Origin of the sequence: Janibacter cremeus (genome assembly GCF_013409205.1) — a bacterium.
Taxonomy (GTDB): domain Bacteria; phylum Actinomycetota; class Actinomycetes; order Actinomycetales; family Dermatophilaceae; genus Janibacter; species Janibacter cremeus.
Map to the genome: position 1 here is coordinate 1796391 of NZ_JACCAE010000001.1, position 17488 is coordinate 1813878.

Sequence of the window (17488 nt, forward strand, 5' to 3'; positions counted from 1 at the left end):
GACGAGTCTACGACCCCGCCCCCTGTATTTGAATCCTCCTGGTACCAAAAGCCGTGGCGCGTAAGGTACCGTTCGGTACACAACTCAACGTTCGAGTCGGCGCTGCCGACTCACCGTCGAAGGAGAGAGCTCATGGCTGACTTCCAGATGCACGACCAGAGCACGGCGCCCGAGGGCAGTGCGGAACTGCTAGCGCGGTCCGAGGAGCAGAACGGGAGGGTCCCGGGCCTGCACGCCATGATGGCCGAGGCCCCCGGACTGTTGGAGGGCTACCAAGTGCTGCACCAGCTGTTCGTCGACTCGAGCTTTGACAAGGAGGAGCTGACCGTGGTGTGGCAGACGGCCAACGTCGAGCACTCCTGCCACTACTGCGTCCCGGCGCACACCGGCATCGCCAAGGCCATGAAGGTCGACGACGCGATCACCGAGGCTCTGCGTGAGGAGACGCCACTGCCGAACGAACGGCTCGAGGCGCTTCGAACCTTCACTCTCGCCATGATCCGCGAGCGCGGGAACGTCGACGACGACGCCGTACAGGCCTTTCTGGACGCCGGCTTCACGCAGCGTCAGGTTCTTGAGGTGATCCTCGGCATCTCACAGAAGGTGATGTCGAACTACACCAACCACGTGGCGCAGACGCCGGTCGATGCTCCATTCGAGAAGTTCGCCTGGCACGGATCGTCAACGACTGTCTGAGCCGGGGCCCCGATGCGCTCCCGGCACCGAGGGTCTGCTCGTGGCGCCGTGGAAGTGCCATCACGGACCGTCTGCGTCGCCCGGTCGGGACCAAATGGTCGGCATGCACTAGCGGCGCGCGTTCCCTGCCGCCATGATGGACAGATCGGGGGAGGGATCAACCCACCGGCTGATGAAGGGGAGGGGCCATGAGTGGTCTGGCCATGGTCATCGTGGGCCTCGTGCTCGGCGCTGCCGGAGCGTGGTCCATCCGGACGGTCCTCGTCGCCGGTGGGTTCGGAGCGGGTTGGCTGCTGGCCAGCGTCTTCGGGGCGAACTTCCTCACCGCACTCATCATCGCGTTGTCGACGGCGCTGCTCGCGTGGATCGTCCTACGCGTCGCTGCGACGCTCGTCTTCTTCGTCGTCGGTGCGCTCGTGGGCGCGATCGTCGGAGGTCGGCTCTATCGCATCCTCGAAGGGGGCGAGGGGAACATCCTCTTGGCCGTCGTCTTCGTCCCCGCGGTCGCCCTCGCTGCGGGATGGCTGGCTGAGAAGGCGCGGGAGCGATTCGTTGCCTGGGGGACCGCGATCGGCGGAGCAGCCCTCGTGCTCAGCGGCCTCGGCGTCCTCGTCGCAGGGCTGGCGTGGCTGCGCGACCCCACGGAGCAGTGGCAGGCGGTCCTGGGCGGCGTCACCTGGGTGGCACTCGCCGTCGGTTTCCGGCTCATCCAGAAAGCGATCGGCACAGGGGACTTCTCTGATTTCCGATTGCGGCCGGGAGGTGAGCAGACAGTTCCGTCATCGCAGGACGACTAGCGCGACGTCCGCGCAGTCGACCAGAAGGAGCGCTCGCGATGCGTCAGCCCCGGCACGAGTCCCTCCGCAGTGTTGCCGCGTTCGCGGCAGTCATGCTCTTCTACTACACCGTGCCGGTGCGCCCTCTGGACTCCTCGGGCGAGTGGGCGATGGCCGTCGTCGCGCTTCTCGTCGCCGTCGCCCTCCTGGGGTGGGCCATCACCCACCAGGTGAAGCGACAGCTGCGAGCGGGACACGAGACCGCCGTGCGCGTCCAGTCACTGCTGCTGCTGATCTACCTCGTCGTACCGCTGTTCGCGCTGGGGTACTTCGTCATCGAGCAGCACAGCGGGAACCAGTTCGCGGATCTCGTCACGAAGACCGACGCGTTGTACTTCACCATGACAACCTTGGCCACGGTCGGCTTCGGGGACGTGCATGCGACCGGTCAGGTGGCCCGCGTGCTGGTGACGATCCAGATGGCCTTCAACCTCGTCTTCATCGGTGCGCTCGCCTCGGTCCTGTCCGACCAGATCCGGCGCAGGGCGGAGAAGGTCGCGCAGCAGTGAGCGCTCTGCGTTGCGGTCCGCCATCTGCTGGGTCCCAGTGGTCGCCGGGCCGTCAAGAGTGGATCCACCCGCGTGGTCGAGGCAGGGATCATCCCGCGAGCGACCCCCCGAAGATCTGCCACGCCAGCGCGCTCTTCGCCACCAGGCTGAGGACAAGATAGACCTTCTCGCCATAGGCGTAGTCGGCCCACCGGCCGATCTGCCGGTACTGCAGCCATTGGTTGAGCGCGAAGCTGATGAAGAAGACGAACAGCGAGGCGATGATGCCGAGGACGAAGCCCGGGACCTCGGCGGCTCCGACGGTGTTCACCAGGATCGCCACCCACGGCGCAGCCCCGGCCACGCAGCCGAACCAGAAGGGGAGCATCGTCGTCCTAGTGCGACCAGGTGGGTTCATCAGCTCCTGCACCCAGCCGAAGAGGATCATCGCGACATTGGCGCCGATGATGAGGATGACCTCGGTGATCCCTGTCAGCCCGGTGTAGAAGCCGATGAGGATGATCATCAGAGTCGCGCTGACCGAGTACTCGACCCACCGGAACCGGTTGATGCCGGCACGTAGACCCCCTTCGTACCGCCTGCGCAGAGCGGTGGCGGTGAGCAGGTGGTCCAACGCCGCCAGAGCGAGGAACACCGCGATCGCTGCGCCGATCCGCACATCGAAGATCGCCTCCGGCGCCGGCGGTGCCGTTCCGGGCGGGCCTTGTGGATACTGCGAGGTGACCGTGATGGCGAAGTCACTGGCCAGCACGAGTACGAGCACGGCCTGGGCCGCGTGCAGCACGGTCAGGCCGATGTTCCAGACGCGTAGCCGGCCTAGACTCGCATCGGTGACTCCAGTGGCTTCCATGGCGTGATCCTCCCGGCGGCGTGCGTCCGCGGATGCGTCGGCCTCGTCGCCCAACTGTCTCACTCCTGACGCACGAGACGGCGGAGCGCGATGGTTGCGAGATGCGCGTAGACCCGGCTGATGACCGGCGGGCCGGTGACCTCGAGCCAGGTCTCGCAGCCGCGCGGGTGGCCGCGCACCCCGTGATCGAGGCGAAGGGGGAGGCCGAACGCGACAACCCGCCACCGCCACGTGTGCTCCGTGGGCGAGACCTCCTCGATGGTGAACGGGACACCGATACCACCGAAGGTGCGCACCACCCCCTTCGTCCCCGGTAGCAGCTGGGGGTGGGCGTACTCGACCGACCAGATCTGCGGGGACCAGCTGGACCACAGTCTCGGCTCGAGATAGCGCTGCCACGCCGTCTCCGCGGAGGCCGGACCGGTCACGCTCACGCGTGCGGGGCCTCTCACTGTCGATCCTGATCGAGAGCAGACAGGCCCCATCGCACGAGACGCGTCCCCACGGCTCCGGCTGCGCCCGCGCCCCGGCGACGGGGCAGGCCGAGCTCCTCGCGGGCCCAGTCCGGAAGCAGGTCGACCGCACCCAGGGCCAGCAGCTGGTAGCCGGGGCGGGCGCCCCGTGGCAGAGGCGGCTCGCGGAGCAGGAAGACGGCGGCATCGCGGGCTGCCGGTGTTGCCTGCAGGTCGCAGCGGGCTGTTGCCAGGGCCGCATCGAGCTCCACGACGGTCATCGGCAGGTCCGTGGCGCCGAGCGCGGCCGCCGAGACCGCGCTCTGCGCGACGTAGGTGTCAGCCTCCTGCGGCGTCAGCGAGAGAGCGCCGTGGCGTTGGTGGCCGGTGAGGAATGACCACGCTTCGGCGATGTGGACCCAGCGCAGCAGAGCGGGGTCGCTGGCCCGGTAGGAGCGTCCCTCCGCGTCCTTCCCGCGGACGCGTTCGTGCACGCTGCGCACGGTGGTGATCGCCTCCTGGGCGTGCTCGATGGTGCCGAACGTCGTCGTCGCGAGGTAGTGGCTGGTGCGCTGCAACCGCCCCCACGGATCGCCGCGGTACCCGCTGTGCCCGGCAACGCCGGCCATCGCAGAGGGGTGCAGGGACTGCAGGAGCAGTGCCGTGATCCCGGCGGGGAACATCGATGCATCGCTGTGCACCCGCCAGATCGGGTCCGTGGGTGCGAACCACCGGGGGCCGGGGGTGTCCCAGATCCGCGCGTGGGCCGCGTCCGCATCGGGTCCGGCCACCCTGGAGCGAACGGCCTCTCCGATGCGACGACGCAGGTCCGGCACTCCCGATCCGGCGGTCATCGGCAACCGTGTGCAGGCCATGTCACTCCAGGCCTGCGACGAGGTCGGCGGCGAGCTGGACCGAGCGGTTGTCCTCGCGGCTCGGCGTGAACCCCAGGCGCACCACGACGAGATCCTGCGACGGCACCACGGTGATGCTCTGCCCGTCGTGTCCCTGCGCGAAGTAGGCGTCCTCGGGCAGCTCGGAGTGCACGAGGCTTCCGTCGGGTCGGCTGTTGACCCACCAGCCGCTCGCGTAGGCCTGCCCGTCAGCGTCGACGCTCGTCGGTGTCGTGGACTCCTTGATCCACCCGCGGGGGAGCAACCGGTCGCCGTCCCAGACGCCGTCCTGCAGCGCGAACTGGCCGACGGCGGCCCAGTCGAGCGGTGTCGCCCACATGTAGGAGCTGCACACCGGCGTGCCGGAGGCATCCGGCTCCAGCACGGCGCTGCTCAGACCCAGGGGAGCGAAGATCTCCTGTCGGGGCAGGTCCGCCCCGACCCCGGATCGGTCGGTGAGGATCGAGCACAGCAACGTGGTGCTGCCGCTGGAGTACTGGAAAAAGTCCCCCGGCTCGTGCGCCAACTCCTGGGAGGCGACGTAGGAGCCCATGTCCCCCTCGAGGTAGAGCATCCGGGTGATCGGCGTCCCCAGCGCGTACGTCTCGTCCCAGGACAACCCGCTGGTCATCCGCAGCAGGTTCTCGACGGTGATCTGATCACGTCCGTCGTCCCACTCCGGGCGCAGATGGTCGTCCTCGAGGTCGATCACGTCCTGCTTGACCAGCCGGCCGGTCAGCAGGTTCGTCACGCTCTTGGCCATCGACCACCCCAGCTGTGGGGTCTTGCGATCGAAGCCCTCCGCGTACCTCTCGGCGACGAGCTCACCGTCCTTGAGGACGACGACCGCGCGGGTGCCCAGGTCCTGCTGCTCCTGCGACGACAGGTCCTGGCCGAAGGCGGTGTCGAGTGCCGCCTCGACGGCCGGTGAGGGCGTCGGCTCCCCGGGGTCGGCATAGGGGTTGGCCGATGCCGTCACCGCGGTCGGCTCGGCGAGCTCGGGGCGCTCGTCGGCCAGGGTGCACCCGTAGCCGTCGGTGGCCCATGCGCGCTGCTTGCTGAGCGCACCGAGCACGCTGGAGGTGGCACCGTCCTGGTCGACGTCGCTGGTCAGCAGTGGGACCAGTGGGTTGGGCGGGAGGTCGTCACCGGGATCCTCGCGTCCGGCAACCTGGTGCAGGGCACACGCATTGTGGGCGGCGTACCCGGTGCCGGTGAGCAGCAACGGTCGGGCGTACCAGTACCCGCCGACCACCGCGACGAGCACGATGACCAGGAGAGCCAGCAGGGCAACGCGAAGGCGGGACACGGGCTCAGGATAGTTGCCCATTCCTCGAGGGGTGCCGCACTATGGTCCTGCGCGCGAGTACGCGGGCGATCCCTCGTAGCTGACAGCAGCTCTTCTCGACAGGACCGATGCCCCGTGCGCATCTCCACCCGAGTCATCGCGATACTGGCCTCTGCCATGCTCATCGTGCCGACGGCATCGATCGCGGCCGGGAGCCCGGCGCACGCCGCCGCCAAGAAGGTCTCCGCCTCCGTCCTGCTCGCGCAGCTACCGGTCGCCGCTGAGCGGCACAGGTCCACGTACGCACGGACGAAGTTCACGCACTGGACCGACGCGGACCGGGATCGCTGCAACACCCGGGCCGAGGTGCTGATGGCCGAGTCGAGGAAGAAGGCCACCCGCACCAGGCCTTGCACCGTCAGGACCGGGTCGTGGACGTCCCGGTACGACAACAGGCGCTTCTCCCGAGCCTCCGATCTCGACATCGACCACGTGGTCGCCCTGAAGGAGGCGTGGGAGTCCGGGGCGTCGTCCTGGTCCGCAGCCAGACGACAGGGGTTCGCCAACGACCTGGGTTACGGCCCGTCCCTGATCGCGGTCTCCGCGAGCACGAACAGGTCGAAGTCGGATCGCGACCCCGCCCAGTGGATGCCGCGCAGCAGTCGCTGCTGGTACGCCGGCCACTGGGTGGCGGTGAAGTGGCGGTGGGGTCTGAAGGTGGACCGCAGCGAGAAGGCGGCGCTGAAGCGAGCGTTGTCGACCTGCTCCAGCCGCACCCGCATGGTCGTCAAGCCGAGCAAGGGCAAGAGTGCCGTCGTGGCGCGGCCACAGCCCTCACGGGGCAATGACCCGCGGTTCGGCACCTGCTCCGAGGCCATTTCAGCGGGATACGGGCCCTACCGTCGAGGCTCGGTCGAGTACGGCTGGTACCGCGACGGGGACAAGGACGGCATCGCCTGCGAGAGGTGACCGACCCCCCCCCTTCGCGATGCCGCGATGGCCTACTCGCACGACGCACGGTGGGGGCCGTCGGGCAGCGTCGTCCAGGTGCTCGGATCGACCACAGGGAAACGCCGCCCCGTCACCTCGCCCGGCGTGATGCGGATGAACCTGTCCTTCTCGCCTCCCTGCCACGGGAAGAGCGGCAGGTCGAGGGTGTCCATCAGGTCCCCGATCTCGGCGATGCTGTGCGCCTTGCCCTTGACGACCACGCTCCAGGCCCGGTTGGTCCGTGGGTCGTAGCCGTCGGCCTCGAGGGCGACGGCGCCGGACAGCGCGCCGGCGACCTTGCTCCCTTCGCCCGTGCGGAAGACCACGGTGCCCTGGTCGAGCGCGTAGTTGATGGGGAAGATGTCGGGCTGGTCGTCCACGACCACGGCCAGACGCCCGACCGTGGTCGTGCGCATCAGGGACCAGCAGGTGTCGACCGAGAGGTGCTCGATCTCGTCTGTCGCGGCCATCGTCCCTCGCCCCCTTCATCAGATACCTCGAGGCTATCCCCGCTGGCCCCCGCGCGACAGGGGGGACCAGCGAACGGTCAGCGGCGTACAGCGCGCACGACCACGTCGTGGAGCGTGGTGTCCTTCCCTCCCGGACCGGTGACCGTCCGGCGGGACTCGGCCGCGGTGACGACGTCCCACTCCTGGGGGTCCAGGCGCGTGGCCGCATCGTCCGCCCGCACGGAGGCGGCAGCCGGTGGATGGTTGTCGTGCGCGTGGTGGTCGCCCCCGTGCCCATGGCCGTGCTCGTGCGCATGATCGTGCCCGTCGCCATCGTGACCAGTGCGATGCAGGTGTCCGACGAGCAACAGGGTGCCACCGGGCGCCACCCACTCCGCGAGGCGCTGGTAGAAGTCCAGCTGCGGGATGGACGGGTGGGCGTAGTGCGTCGTCACCAGGTCGAAGGTGCCCTCCGGCGTCCACGTCGACAGGTCCGCCTCGACCCAGCGGATGCCGTCGACGTCGTGCTCTGCGGCACGCCGGGATGCCTTCGCCAGGGCCTCGGCCGCGACGTCCACCGCGGTGACCTGCCAGCCCTGCTCGGCGAGCCAGATCGCCTCCGCGCCGGCGCCGCAGCCGGCCTCGAGTGCCGAGCCCGGAGTCAGCGATCCGGTCTCGGCCACGAGGTGCGGGTTGGGCGGGTTGGTGCGCATGGATGACTCCCGGTGCCCGGGGTCCTGCCAGCGCTGGTCCCAGTACTCCTTGTCGAAGTCGTGGGTCATCACGCCACCTCCTGGCCCGCTCGGACCGTCGCGGCCACGTCGGACATGACCAGGTCGGCGTTGATCTGCGCTCCCGCGCGGGTGCCCTGCGCGGCCGCGGCCCCCACCTGTGCGGACAGGTCCGAGGAGTTGCCGGCGGCCCACACCCCGGGCACGCAGGTGCGGCCCATCTCGTCGGACGCGATGTAGGAGCCGGCCCCCATGGGGTGCGGCGTGGCCTCGAGCCCGATCCCGGCGAAGGGGGTGGCCCGGGCGACCATCTGCGTCGCCACGACGACGGATTCGGGCCTGATCAGACGGCCGTCCGTCAGCCGCACTCCGCTCAGGACCCCGTCACAGCTCTCCACAGCGGAGACCTTGCCCTCGACCACGGGGACGCCGATCGCGGCCAGCTGCGCGCGGCCCTCGTCCGGGATGTCTGCGCCGTTGGTCAGGAACTGCACACTGTCACTCAGCTGGCTGAAGAGCAGCGCCTGGTGCACCGACATCGGGCCGCTCGCGATGACGGCGATCTGCTGATCGCGCACTTCCCACCCGTGGCAGTACGGGCAGTGCAGGACGCCGTGGCCCCACTGCTCGCGCACCCCCGGGATGTCGGGCAGCTCGTCGACCAGTCCGGTGGCGATGAGGAGCCGCCGGGCCTGCAGCAACTGCCCGCTGCCGAGCTCGACCGCGAAGCCCTCCTCGGCCCGGGTCACGCCCACGACGGTGTCGGAGATGATCTCGCCCCCGTAGTCGCGCACCTCCTCCCGGCCGCGGGCCAGCAGCTCGAGCGGGTTGATCCCCTCGAGGCCGAGCAGGGCGTGCACGCCGTCGGCGGGTGCATTCCTCGGCGCTCCCGCGTCCACGACCGTGACGTGCCGACGGGAACGCGCCAAGGTCACCGCGCCAGCGAGCCCGGCGGCACCGCCACCGATGACCACCGCGTCCCGCACCGGGCCCACGGCCATTGTCGAATCAGACATCTTTTTCCTCCGCACAGTTCGGGCCGCTGGGTGCGACCGCGTCATGTCGAGGATGCGCCCCCCTTCGCTCCTCGGCAAACTACGTTGCCGAATGGCAAAAGTGGGGTCTCATGACAGCCCCACGGGCCGCGTGGGTCCATCTGCTGAATCAGGCGAGGGCGAGGAAGAGCTTCTCCATCGCGGCCTTGTCGTCCTCGTCGATGCCGTCCGGCGAGGAGAGGCATTCCTGCAGCCCCGAGGAGACGATGGCGAAGCCGGCCCGGTCGAGGGCCTTGCTGGCCGCGGCGAGCTGGGTGACCACGTCCTTGCAGTCGCGGCCCTCCTCGATGAGGCGGATGACCCCGCCGATCTGGCCCTGCGCCCGGCGCAGCCGGTTGATGACCGGCTCCATGTCATCCATGTCCAAGGTGACCATGTGTTTTCTCCTTCGTGATCAGGCGGGTGAGCCGACGCGGGTCGGCAGCGCGGTCAGGGCGGCGTCGAGTCGCGTGCGCGCCTCGCTGGCAACGTCCTTCAGCTGCTCATTCTCCGTCACGCCGACCATCACGTCGGGATCGAGCGCTTCCACGAGGGTGCGCCGGTTCCCATCGGCGCGTACGACGATGTTGCAGGGGAGGAGCAGGCCGATCGAGGCCTCCTGGGCGACGGCCTTCTCGGCCAGTTGCGGGCGGCAGGCGCCGAGGATGACGTGCGGGTCGATGTCGGCTCCGACCTTCGCCTTCAGGGTCGCAGCCAGGTCGATCTCGGTGAGGACCCCGAAGCCCTGGTCGGCCAGCGCCTCACGGGTGGCGGCCAACGTCTCGTCGAACGGGGCGTCCACGGCGGTGGTGATGGCGTACTGCATGTCGCTCTCCTTCGTTGCACGGCCGCGTCGGCCGATGTTGACACCATACCCCCAGGGGTATTAATTTGTCACCCATGGAACCCACGATCATCACCATCGAGACCCCGAGCCTGGGCGACCGTTCCTACCTCGCCCACGACGGTGACGTCGCCTTCGTCATCGATCCGCAGCGCGACATCGACCGCGTGCTCGAGGTCGCCGAGGAGGCCGGTGTGCGGATCACCGATGTCTTCGAGACCCACCTGCACAACGACTACGTCACCGGCGGACTGGCCCTGGCGCGCCGCCTCGGCGCCCGGTACCACGTCAACGCCGAGGACGAGGTCTCCTTCGACCGGCAGCCGATCCGCGACGGTGACGTCGTCGACGTCTCCCCGCGCATGCGGGTGCGGGCCATCGCGACCCCCGGTCACACCTTCACCCACCTGTCCTATGCGGTGGAGACGGTCACCGACTCCGGCGCCACCGCCTCGGCCGTCTTCACCGGGGGCTCGCTGCTCTTCGGGGCCACGGGGCGCCCGGACCTGCTCGGCCAGGAGCACACAGGTGCGCTCGTGCGCCACCAGTTCGCCTCGATCCACCGCCTCGCCGACGAGCTGCCCGAGCAGGCGGAGGTGCTGCCGACCCACGGGTTCGGTTCCTTCTGCTCGGCCGGGTCGACCGGTGGCTCCACGGAGTCGACGATCGGCCAGGAGAAGCGCTCCAACCCCGCGCTCACCCAACAGGAGGAGCAGTGGGTCGCCGACACCTTGGCGGGGCTGGACGCCTACCCGGCGTACTACGTCCACATGACCCCGGCCAATGCCGCGGGTCCGGGCGAGCCCGACCTGAGCGCTCCGGAGCGGGCCGACAAGGACACTCTCGCCCAGCGCATCGACGCCGGCGAGTGGGTCGTTGATCTACGCACCCGCACCGCCTTCGCGGCCGGTCACGTGACCGGGACGCTCAACTTCGGTCTGGACGGCCAGTTCTCCACCTACCTCGGGTGGCTCATCCCCTGGGGCGCCCGCGTCACCTTGCTCGGTGAGAGCTCCGAGCAGGTCGCCGAGGCCCAGCGCGAGATGGTGCGGATCGGCCTGGATCGGATCGCCGGCGCCGCCACCGGTGGGCCCCAGGACTGGACCGACCGTCCGCTGGGCACGCTGGAGACCGCCGTCTTCGCCGACCTGTCCCAAGTACGCCACCACCGCCCGGTGCACATCCTCGACGTCCGCCTCGCGGGCGAGTATGCAGACAGCCACGTCGAGGACGCGCAGAACGTCCCCATCGGCGAGCTCCTCGACCGCATCGACGAGATCCCGCAGCGCGAGCTGTGGATCCACTGCGGCAGCGGCTACCGGGCCTCGATCGCCGCGTCGGTCCTCGCCGCGCGCGACCACACGGTCGTGCTCGTCGACGACGACTTCGCGGGCGCCGGCGACGCCGGACTGCCGATGACCTCCTCCCCCTGACACACCCCCTTCCCCCAAACCCCAAGGAGACCCCTGTGTGCCGTCAAGCGACCTGCCGTCAGTGCGGCAAGACCACCTGGGCCGGCTGCGGCCAGCACGTCGACCAGGTGATGAAGTCAGTGCCCAGCGGTCAGCGCTGCCCCGGACACTCCACCCCGACGAAGGGAGGCGGCGCCTCCCGCGGGCCTCTCGCCCGACTCTTCGGGCGCGGCTGACCGCTCGACCTCATGCCTTTTGCTGTCATCCCCCTCGGCCTGGTCATCGGCCTCGCCCTCGGGGCGCTGGGTGGTGGAGGCTCGATCCTCGCCGTGCCCGCACTGGTACACGTGCTGGGGCAGGACCCGGTCACGGCCACCACGAGCTCGCTGATCATCGTCGGCATCACCTCCCTCCTCTCGCTACCGGCGCACCACCGTGCGCAGCGCGTGAGGTTCGGGCAGGGCCTGGCCTTCGGCTTGCTGGGCACGGCCGGTTCCTTCGCCGGGTCGGCGGCGTCCCGGGCAGTGCCCGGAGAGGTCCTGATGACCGTCTTCGCGGTGCTCATGGTCGTCGTGGCCGTGCTGATGCTGCGACGCAGCCGCAACGGGGCGCCGAAGAGGGACCAGGCCGTACCCCACGAGCCCATCCTCACCCTCCGCCCGCTGAGCTGTTCCTGCCCGCGCCTGCTCAAGCTCGTCGTCGCGGCCACGCTCGTCGGGCTGCTGACCGGATTCCTGGGCGTCGGTGGCGGCTTCGTGCTCGTCCCCGCCCTGGTGCTCGTGCTCGGCTTCACCATGCCCGTGGCGGTCGGCACCTCCCTGCTCGTCATCGCCATCAACAGCGCGACGGCGCTCGCGGCACGGGCGCAGCAGGGCGTCGGCGACCTCGACTGGCCCCTCATCCTCGGCTTCGCTGCGGTCGCCGTCATCGGCAGCCTCATCGGCAGCCGCGTCGCCGATCGGCTCCCTGCGGACCGACTCTCGCAGGCCTTCGCGGTGCTCGTGCTGGCGATCGCCGCCTTCACCGCCGCGCAGTCCGTGCCGGCGCTGCTGGTCTGATCCCGGCGTGACGGCCGCGACGTCACCGGCCCTCGATCAATCCCAGGGGATCTCGATGGGACGCCCGTTGCCGCCGCAGTTCAGGACGGCCGAGGCATCGCCGAAGACGTGGGTCAGGGTGACCCGGTCACCGACGGAGCAGGTGTCCCGCAGCTCTGCCGGTCGGCCGGCCAGGCAGGACTTGCGGCGGATGGTCAGCAGGGGACTCCCTTCGTCCACCTCCAGACGGGCGGCGACGTCGCCCGTTGCCGGGACGGAGTGGGTGTACTCCACCCCGGCGTCGAACTCGATGCCGCACCGGGTGCGCAACACGTCGTAGACGGAGGCCTGCGTCAGGTCCGCCTCGAGCAGCGGCTCGGCCGCGGAGGCGATGATCCACAGCCGGTCCATGGCGAAGGGGGCGCCGTCGGCCCTGCGTACCCGCGCCACATGGATGAAGGGGGTGTCCGCCGCCAGGCCGAGCGCCGTGGACACCTCGGGGCTGGTCACGAGGCGCTGGGCGAGGACCTCGGAGGTCTCGCGACTGCCCTGGGCGGTGATCGCATCGCGCAGGCTGTACATCGGCCCGTGGCCGGACGTGCGGCTGGTGTTGATCACGTAGGAGCGGCGACCGCGCCCACCACCGACGATCCCCTGCTCGCGCAGCGGGGTCAGGGCCTGCCTGATCGTGCCGCGGCTGACTCCGTAGCGCTCGGACAGGGCGAGCTCACCCGGGAAGCCGTGGGCGAACTCGCCCTCCTGCACCCGGCGCAGGAGGTCGTCGCTGATCTCGCGCCACCGTGGCAGTGTCCGCACGTCCACCTCTCGAATGAAATGTCTATACATTGAGGTACCGTCGCTGTCATGACTGGCACCAACCGACGCGTCCTGACCATAGTCGCTGCCGTGGCGGTCGTCGTCCTGCTCGCAGCGGGGGTCTTCCTCTCCGACCGGGGTGACGACTCCTCCGAGAGCTCCTCGGGCGCGAGCGCGGGGGAGACCGCCAGCGAGGGAAGCATGACCGAGGAGGAGGTCGGGCTGGCCCGCCGGGACGCCGACGACGTCACCGCCATGGGTGATGTCGACGCACCGGTCGTGCTCATCGAGTACTCCGACTACCGCTGCCCCTTCTGCGGTGCCTTCGCCCGCGACACCATGCCGGTGCTGATCGAGGACTACATCGACAGCGGCAAGCTGCGCTTCGAGTGGCGCGACTTCCCCGTCTTCGGTGACGAGTCGCTCAAGGGGGCGATGGCCGCCCGGGCTGCCGGCGAGCAGGACAAGTACTGGCAGTACCACGACGCGATGTACCAGGACGCGCCCCAGCGCGGCCACCTGGATATCACCGACGAGAAGGTCATGGCCTGGGCGAAGGAGGCCGACGTGCCGGACCTGGACCAGTTCGAGCAGGACCTCGACGACCCGCAGCTGCGCGAGAAGGTCGAGGCCGACGCCCGCGAGGCGTCCACGCAGGTGGGCGCGACGGGGACGCCGACCTTCGTCATCGGTGACCAGAAGATCGTGGGCGCCCAGCCGACGGATGCCTTCCGCGACATCATCGACGAGGAGCTCGACTCCGTCGAGGAGGGCTAGATGGACATCGGATACACCGGGGCCTTCCTCGGCGGCATCCTCACTCTCCTGAGTCCGTGCTCGGTGATGCTGCTCCCGGCCTTCTTCGCCTACGCCTTCACCTCACCGAGCGCTCTCATCGGTCGGACCGCGATCTTCTACGCGGGCCTGAGCGTCACGCTCGTGCCGTTGGGCATCTTCTCCGGGTCGCTCGGCTCCCTGCTGACGACCCACCGGATGACGCTGGTGACCGTGGCGGCGACCGTGGTCATCCTCCTGGGTCTGTGGCAGCTGTCCGGGTTGCCGGTGCCGGGACTGTCCCGATCCACCGACCAGCAGCGCGACAGCACCTCGATCGGGTCGGTCTTCGCCCTGGGGGCGGTGTACGCCGTCGCCGGGGTGTGCGCCGGGCCGATCCTCGGGTCGGTGCTGATGGTGGCGGCCGTGAGCGGCAGCCCGATCTACGGTGGCTCCGTGCTCGCCCTCTACGCGTTGGGCATGACCGTCCCGCTCTTCGTGCTCGCGGCGGTCTGGAAGCGGCTGGGCACGCGCGGGCGGGCCGTCATCGCCCCCAAGGAGGTCTCGATCGGCCCGTGGCGCAACACCTGGGCGATGGTCATCTCCGGGGTCCTGTCGATCGCCATCGGCGTGCTGCTGATCCTCACCGAGGGCACCGCCAGCCTCAGCGGCGTCTTCACGGTCAGCACCCAGCGCTCGGCCGAGTCGACACTGAGCAGCTGGAGCTCCGGGGTCTCGGACGTCTGGTTCATCGTCGCGGCCGTCGTCGTCCTGGGTGGAGTGGCCCTGTGGCGCCAGCGCAATGGGCGGCGCGACTCGCCGACCGACGGCCCCTCCGACGCGGAGCAGCACTCCGCCGGCCCCGATCTGGTGAGCAGGAAGAAGTGACATGGACACCCTGACCCCGCCCCGGGAGCCGGGGACGACGACGTCACTCCTCGACGAGCTGCGCACGTGGCAGGCACGGCGCTGGTGGACCGCGGCAGGGGTCGCGGTCCTGACGATGATCGTCACGGCGGTCCCCACCGCGATGGTCCCCACCCCGATCTTCAGCCGGGACGTCCCGACGACCGCGTGGGCGTGGCCGGTGCTCACTCTCACCTCGGTGCTGGCCGGGATGGTCACCGCCACGTACGTTGCCCGTCGTGACCCGGACGAAGGGGGCCAGCGCGGTTCCCGCCTGGGCATGGTCGGGGCGTTCGCGACCTTCTTCGCCGTGGGCTGCCCCGTGTGCAACAAGTTGGTCCTGCTCGCGCTCGGCTACGCGGGCGCCCTGCAGTACTTCGCGCCCGTGCAGCCGCTGATCGCCGCCACCGCTATCGGCGTGCTCCTGTGGGCGCTGGTCGTGCGGGTGCGCCGGGAGCGCGCCTGCCGCGTCTGACCGGGCACCCGCCCGCTCGATGACTGGAAGGATGGACCCGATGGAGGACCAGCGAGCACGCCTTGAGCAGGAGCGCCGGGCGACGCTGCAGCGCCTGTCGGTGCTCACCGACGACTTCACCGCACTCGTCGAGGCGAGCGAAGGGAGCAACGCCGACGACGAGCACGACCCGGAGGGTGCGACGATCGCGTTCGAGCGCTCGCAGGTCGACGCCTTCGTGCGGCAGGGTCGAGCGCACCTCGAGGAGATCGACGCCGCACTCGAGCGGCTCGACCGTGGTGACTACGGCACGTGCGAGCAGTGCGGCCGTCCGATCGGGCCCGGGCGCCTGGAGGCCAGACCCACCGCGCGACGGTGCATCGACTGCGCCTGACCGGGTGAGGGCTGGTGTCGTCATTTTCCACGGAGTACGGTGGAGAAAATACCAACTGAAGGGATGAAGATGAGCATCGCCGATCGTTCTGTCACGACCACGTGGGAGGGTCCGCTGGCCACCGGGAGCGGGACCCTCCACGACTCCAGCAGTGGTGTCCTTGACGACCAGCTGGTCACGTGGGGCTCTCGTACCGAGGCGCCGGGCGGCAAGAGCAGCCCCGAGGAGCTCCTCGCGGCAGCGCACTCCGCGTGCTTCTCGCAGGCTCTCGCCCTGACCTTGGGCGAGAACAAGACCCCGCCGACCCGCCTCGACGTCAGCTCGACCATCTCCCTGGAGGAGGTCGACGGGAAGCCGACGATCACCACCTCGACGATCACCGTCACGGCCGTCGTCGACGGGATCGAGGAGGAGACCTTCGGCTCGATCGTCGAGTCCGCGTCTGCCCTGTGCCCGGTCTCGAGGCTCTTCACGGGGGCGACGATCACGGTGGATGCCTCGCTCGCGAGCGCGTAGCCCACCGGCCGGACCTCCCCCTTCGCACCGCCCCCGGGTGGGGGAGGGGGCCGGAGGCCGCAGCATCCCGTGCCGGACGGCGCCTCGCCCCCGGCTGGGGATGTCCCATCATGGGGTGGTGGCGTCGTCGGCAGTGTGGAAGGTCCTCGGGGCCAGTTTGCTGACCACCGTGGGTTCGTTGCCCGTCTTCCTGCTCGCCACCCAGTCGGTGCCGGTGCGCCGCGACTTGGGTTTCGGCGAGGAGCGGTTCGGGATGGCCGTTGCCGCGTTCTTCACGGCCGCCTCCCTCGTGGCGATTGTCGGCGGGGGAGTTGCCGACCGGGTGGGCCCACGCGCGTCGACGATGATCGCCGGCGCGCTCTCGACCGCCGGGGGAGTCGGGGTCGCGCTGGTCGCCCGCGGCTGGTTGACCCTCGTCATCTGCATGCTGGTGCTGGGGTCCGCCAACGCGGCACACCAGTTGACGGCGAATCTGGCGATGTCCCGCAGCATCCCGGCACACCGCCGTGGCATCGGTTTCGGGGTCAAGCAGTCCGCGGTCCCGGTGGCGATCGTCCTGGCCGGACTGGCCGTGCCGACGATGACCTCCCAGCTCGGCTGGCGCTCGACGTACTGGACGCTCGGCGGCGTCGGGGCCGTCGTCGTCCTCGCCGGCCTGCTCGCCCCCGGGCGGAACCACTCGGCGGCAACACCGGCACCGGGTGCCGGCCCGGACTCCCCGCCGGTCAGGACACTGCTGGTGGTGGCGGCCGCCATCGCCCTGGGGAGCGCAGCCGCCAACTCGATGGGGTCCTTCATCGCCTCGTGGGGCTTCGAGGTCGGGCTCACCCCCTCGCAGGCCGGCGGACTGGTGGCTGCCGGCAGCGCGCTCAACGTCGTCGGTCGACTCCTGATGGGGCAGCTCGCCGATCGACGCCACGGACGCAACCTGCCCGTGGTCGCCAACCAGATGGCCGTCGGTGGGGTGGCTCTGCTGGCTGTATCGCTCCCGGGCGTCGCGAGCTACGTCACCGCGAGCCTCGTGGCGTTCGGCATCGGGTGGTCCTGGCCGGGCCTGTTCCTCTTCGCCGTGGCCAGAGTCGGTCGTGAGGCGCCGGCCAAGGCGTCGGGGTACGTCCAGGCGGGCGCCTTCTTCGGCGGCGCGACCGGGCCGCTCCTCTTCGGATTCGCTGTCGACGCCTTCGGCTACGAGACCTCGTGGCGCTTGGCCGCAGTGGCCTTCTTCGCCGCCGCGGGCCTGGTCCTGCTGTCGCGGCGGATGTTCCTCACCGATCTGGTCGCCCGCCCACCACGGGTGCAGCTGGGCTACGGCGGTGGGCGCGAGCAACCGCGGTGGACGACTGCGGATCAGTGGCAGGAGCGAGAATCGGCGGGGCAGCGGCGTGACTCCGGAGCGCTGAGCGAAGTTACGTGCGGGTACGACGACCACTCGCGGTGATGGTCCGAGCCCAACTCCCATGAATCCTTGGTTGTTGCCGCGGCCGCAACGTCAACGTGTAGTCGTACTCGCTCGTAACATCCGTAGATGTTGACCACAGCGTCGTCGGTATGACGGACCCGTCCCCAATCCCTGGTCGACGGCCCGGCTTGTCGGCCACGGAATCTAT

23 protein-coding genes are annotated in these 17488 nt (G+C 69.8%); 13 read left to right on the forward strand and 10 right to left on the reverse strand.

What is annotated here, in order from left to right; translation table 11 throughout:
* Positions 1 to 132: 132 nt before the first annotated feature.
* The 3 genes from BJY20_RS08540 to BJY20_RS08550 all read left to right on the forward strand — a co-directional run bounded on the left by BJY20_RS08540 (position 133) and on the right by BJY20_RS08550 (position 2041).
* Positions 133 to 696, forward strand: a complete 564-nt coding sequence (locus BJY20_RS08540; RefSeq protein WP_185991137.1) for a carboxymuconolactone decarboxylase family protein — start codon at positions 133 to 135, stop codon at positions 694 to 696.
* 188 nt (positions 697 to 884) lie between these two features.
* The gene (locus BJY20_RS08545) at positions 885 to 1493 is read left to right on the forward strand and encodes a DUF4203 domain-containing protein (protein ID WP_185991138.1); all 609 of its coding nucleotides are present in this window, start codon (positions 885 to 887) and stop codon (positions 1491 to 1493) included.
* A 38-nt stretch (positions 1494 to 1531) separates the two neighbouring features.
* On the forward strand, positions 1532 to 2041 hold the full coding sequence (locus BJY20_RS08550; protein WP_185991139.1) for a potassium channel family protein: 510 nt from the start codon (positions 1532 to 1534) through the stop codon (positions 2039 to 2041).
* Positions 2042 to 2129: 88 nt separating this feature from the next.
* On the opposite strand, the gene heR is transcribed toward BJY20_RS08550, so the two are convergent.
* Genes heR through BJY20_RS08570 form a run of 4 tightly spaced genes read right to left on the reverse strand, consistent with a single transcriptional unit; the run spans position 2130 to position 5545 of the window.
* Positions 2130 to 2891, reverse strand: a complete 762-nt coding sequence (gene heR / locus BJY20_RS08555) for a heliorhodopsin HeR (protein WP_185991140.1) — start codon at positions 2889 to 2891, stop codon at positions 2130 to 2132.
* A gap of 59 nt (positions 2892 to 2950) precedes the next feature.
* Positions 2951 to 3325, reverse strand: a complete 375-nt coding sequence (locus BJY20_RS08560) for an SRPBCC family protein (RefSeq protein ID WP_185991141.1) — start codon at positions 3323 to 3325, stop codon at positions 2951 to 2953.
* A 14-nt stretch (positions 3326 to 3339) separates the two neighbouring features.
* Complete coding sequence (locus tag BJY20_RS08565) at positions 3340 to 4197, reverse strand: oxygenase MpaB family protein (RefSeq protein ID WP_185991142.1); 858 nt, start codon at positions 4195 to 4197, stop codon at positions 3340 to 3342.
* A gap of 22 nt (positions 4198 to 4219) precedes the next feature.
* Positions 4220 to 5545, reverse strand: a complete 1326-nt coding sequence (locus BJY20_RS08570) for a serine hydrolase domain-containing protein (RefSeq protein ID WP_343062824.1) — start codon at positions 5543 to 5545, stop codon at positions 4220 to 4222.
* A gap of 114 nt (positions 5546 to 5659) precedes the next feature.
* Here BJY20_RS08570 and BJY20_RS08575 point away from each other — a divergent pair, with 114 nt between their 5' ends.
* Positions 5660 to 6493, forward strand: a complete 834-nt coding sequence (locus tag BJY20_RS08575; protein ID WP_221935284.1) for an excalibur calcium-binding domain-containing protein — start codon at positions 5660 to 5662, stop codon at positions 6491 to 6493.
* A 32-nt stretch (positions 6494 to 6525) separates the two neighbouring features.
* Here BJY20_RS08575 and BJY20_RS08580 read toward each other — a convergent pair whose 3' ends face one another.
* The 5 genes from BJY20_RS08580 to BJY20_RS08600 form a co-directional block, all read right to left on the reverse strand.
* Positions 6526 to 6984 carry a pyridoxamine 5'-phosphate oxidase family protein gene (locus tag BJY20_RS08580; protein WP_185991144.1) on the reverse strand — a complete coding sequence of 153 codons (459 nt, stop codon included), beginning with the start codon at positions 6982 to 6984 and terminating at the stop codon, positions 6526 to 6528.
* 77 nt (positions 6985 to 7061) lie between these two features.
* A complete protein-coding gene (locus BJY20_RS08585) occupies positions 7062 to 7745 on the reverse strand; it encodes a class I SAM-dependent methyltransferase (protein ID WP_185991145.1) in 684 nt (227 codons plus the stop codon).
* A complete protein-coding gene (locus BJY20_RS08590; RefSeq protein WP_221935285.1) occupies positions 7745 to 8710 on the reverse strand; it encodes an NAD(P)/FAD-dependent oxidoreductase in 966 nt (321 codons plus the stop codon). The genes BJY20_RS08585 and BJY20_RS08590 overlap by 1 nt, the downstream gene beginning before the upstream one ends.
* 148 nt (positions 8711 to 8858) lie before the next feature.
* Complete coding sequence (locus BJY20_RS08595; RefSeq protein ID WP_185991146.1) at positions 8859 to 9125, reverse strand: metal-sensitive transcriptional regulator; 267 nt, start codon at positions 9123 to 9125, stop codon at positions 8859 to 8861.
* An 18-nt stretch (positions 9126 to 9143) separates the two neighbouring features.
* Positions 9144 to 9554, reverse strand: a complete 411-nt coding sequence (locus BJY20_RS08600) for a DUF302 domain-containing protein (RefSeq protein WP_185991147.1) — start codon at positions 9552 to 9554, stop codon at positions 9144 to 9146.
* 74 nt (positions 9555 to 9628) lie between these two features.
* Here BJY20_RS08600 and BJY20_RS08605 point away from each other — a divergent pair, with 74 nt between their 5' ends.
* Genes BJY20_RS08605 through BJY20_RS08610 form a run of 3 tightly spaced genes read left to right on the forward strand, consistent with a single transcriptional unit; the run spans position 9629 to position 12042 of the window.
* On the forward strand, positions 9629 to 11005 hold the full coding sequence (locus tag BJY20_RS08605) for an MBL fold metallo-hydrolase (RefSeq protein WP_185991148.1): 1377 nt from the start codon (positions 9629 to 9631) through the stop codon (positions 11003 to 11005).
* Between the two features lie 35 nt (positions 11006 to 11040).
* A complete protein-coding gene (locus BJY20_RS16035) occupies positions 11041 to 11220 on the forward strand; it encodes a hypothetical protein (RefSeq protein WP_343062825.1) in 180 nt (59 codons plus the stop codon).
* Positions 11221 to 11232: 12 nt separating this feature from the next.
* Positions 11233 to 12042 (forward strand): sulfite exporter TauE/SafE family protein, encoded by an 810-nt coding sequence (locus BJY20_RS08610; RefSeq protein WP_185991149.1) that lies wholly within the window; start codon positions 11233 to 11235, stop codon positions 12040 to 12042.
* 36 nt (positions 12043 to 12078) lie between these two features.
* Here BJY20_RS08610 and BJY20_RS08615 read toward each other — a convergent pair whose 3' ends face one another.
* Positions 12079 to 12837, reverse strand: a complete 759-nt coding sequence (locus BJY20_RS08615) for a UTRA domain-containing protein (protein ID WP_185991150.1) — start codon at positions 12835 to 12837, stop codon at positions 12079 to 12081.
* A gap of 48 nt (positions 12838 to 12885) precedes the next feature.
* On the opposite strand from BJY20_RS08615, the gene BJY20_RS08620 reads away from it, so the two are divergent.
* The 6 genes from BJY20_RS08620 to BJY20_RS08645 all read left to right on the forward strand — a co-directional run bounded on the left by BJY20_RS08620 (position 12886) and on the right by BJY20_RS08645 (position 17319).
* Positions 12886 to 13614 carry a DsbA family protein gene (locus BJY20_RS08620; RefSeq protein WP_185991151.1) on the forward strand — a complete coding sequence of 243 codons (729 nt, stop codon included), beginning with the start codon at positions 12886 to 12888 and terminating at the stop codon, positions 13612 to 13614.
* Positions 13615 to 14499, forward strand: coding sequence for a cytochrome c biogenesis CcdA family protein (locus BJY20_RS08625; RefSeq protein WP_185991152.1), 885 nt, complete (start codon positions 13615 to 13617; stop codon positions 14497 to 14499). It abuts the gene before it with no gap.
* A 1-nt stretch (position 14500) separates the two neighbouring features.
* On the forward strand, positions 14501 to 14992 hold the full coding sequence (locus BJY20_RS08630; RefSeq protein ID WP_185991153.1) for a hypothetical protein: 492 nt from the start codon (positions 14501 to 14503) through the stop codon (positions 14990 to 14992).
* 40 nt (positions 14993 to 15032) lie between these two features.
* Entirely contained in the window at positions 15033 to 15365 is a 333-nt protein-coding gene (locus tag BJY20_RS08635; RefSeq protein WP_185991154.1) for a TraR/DksA family transcriptional regulator, read from the forward strand.
* 69 nt (positions 15366 to 15434) lie between these two features.
* Positions 15435 to 15881, forward strand: a complete 447-nt coding sequence (locus tag BJY20_RS08640) for an OsmC family peroxiredoxin (RefSeq protein WP_185991155.1) — start codon at positions 15435 to 15437, stop codon at positions 15879 to 15881.
* A gap of 118 nt (positions 15882 to 15999) precedes the next feature.
* Entirely contained in the window at positions 16000 to 17319 is a 1320-nt protein-coding gene (locus tag BJY20_RS08645; protein ID WP_185991156.1) for an MFS transporter, read from the forward strand.
* Positions 17320 to 17488 lie beyond the last annotated feature (169 nt).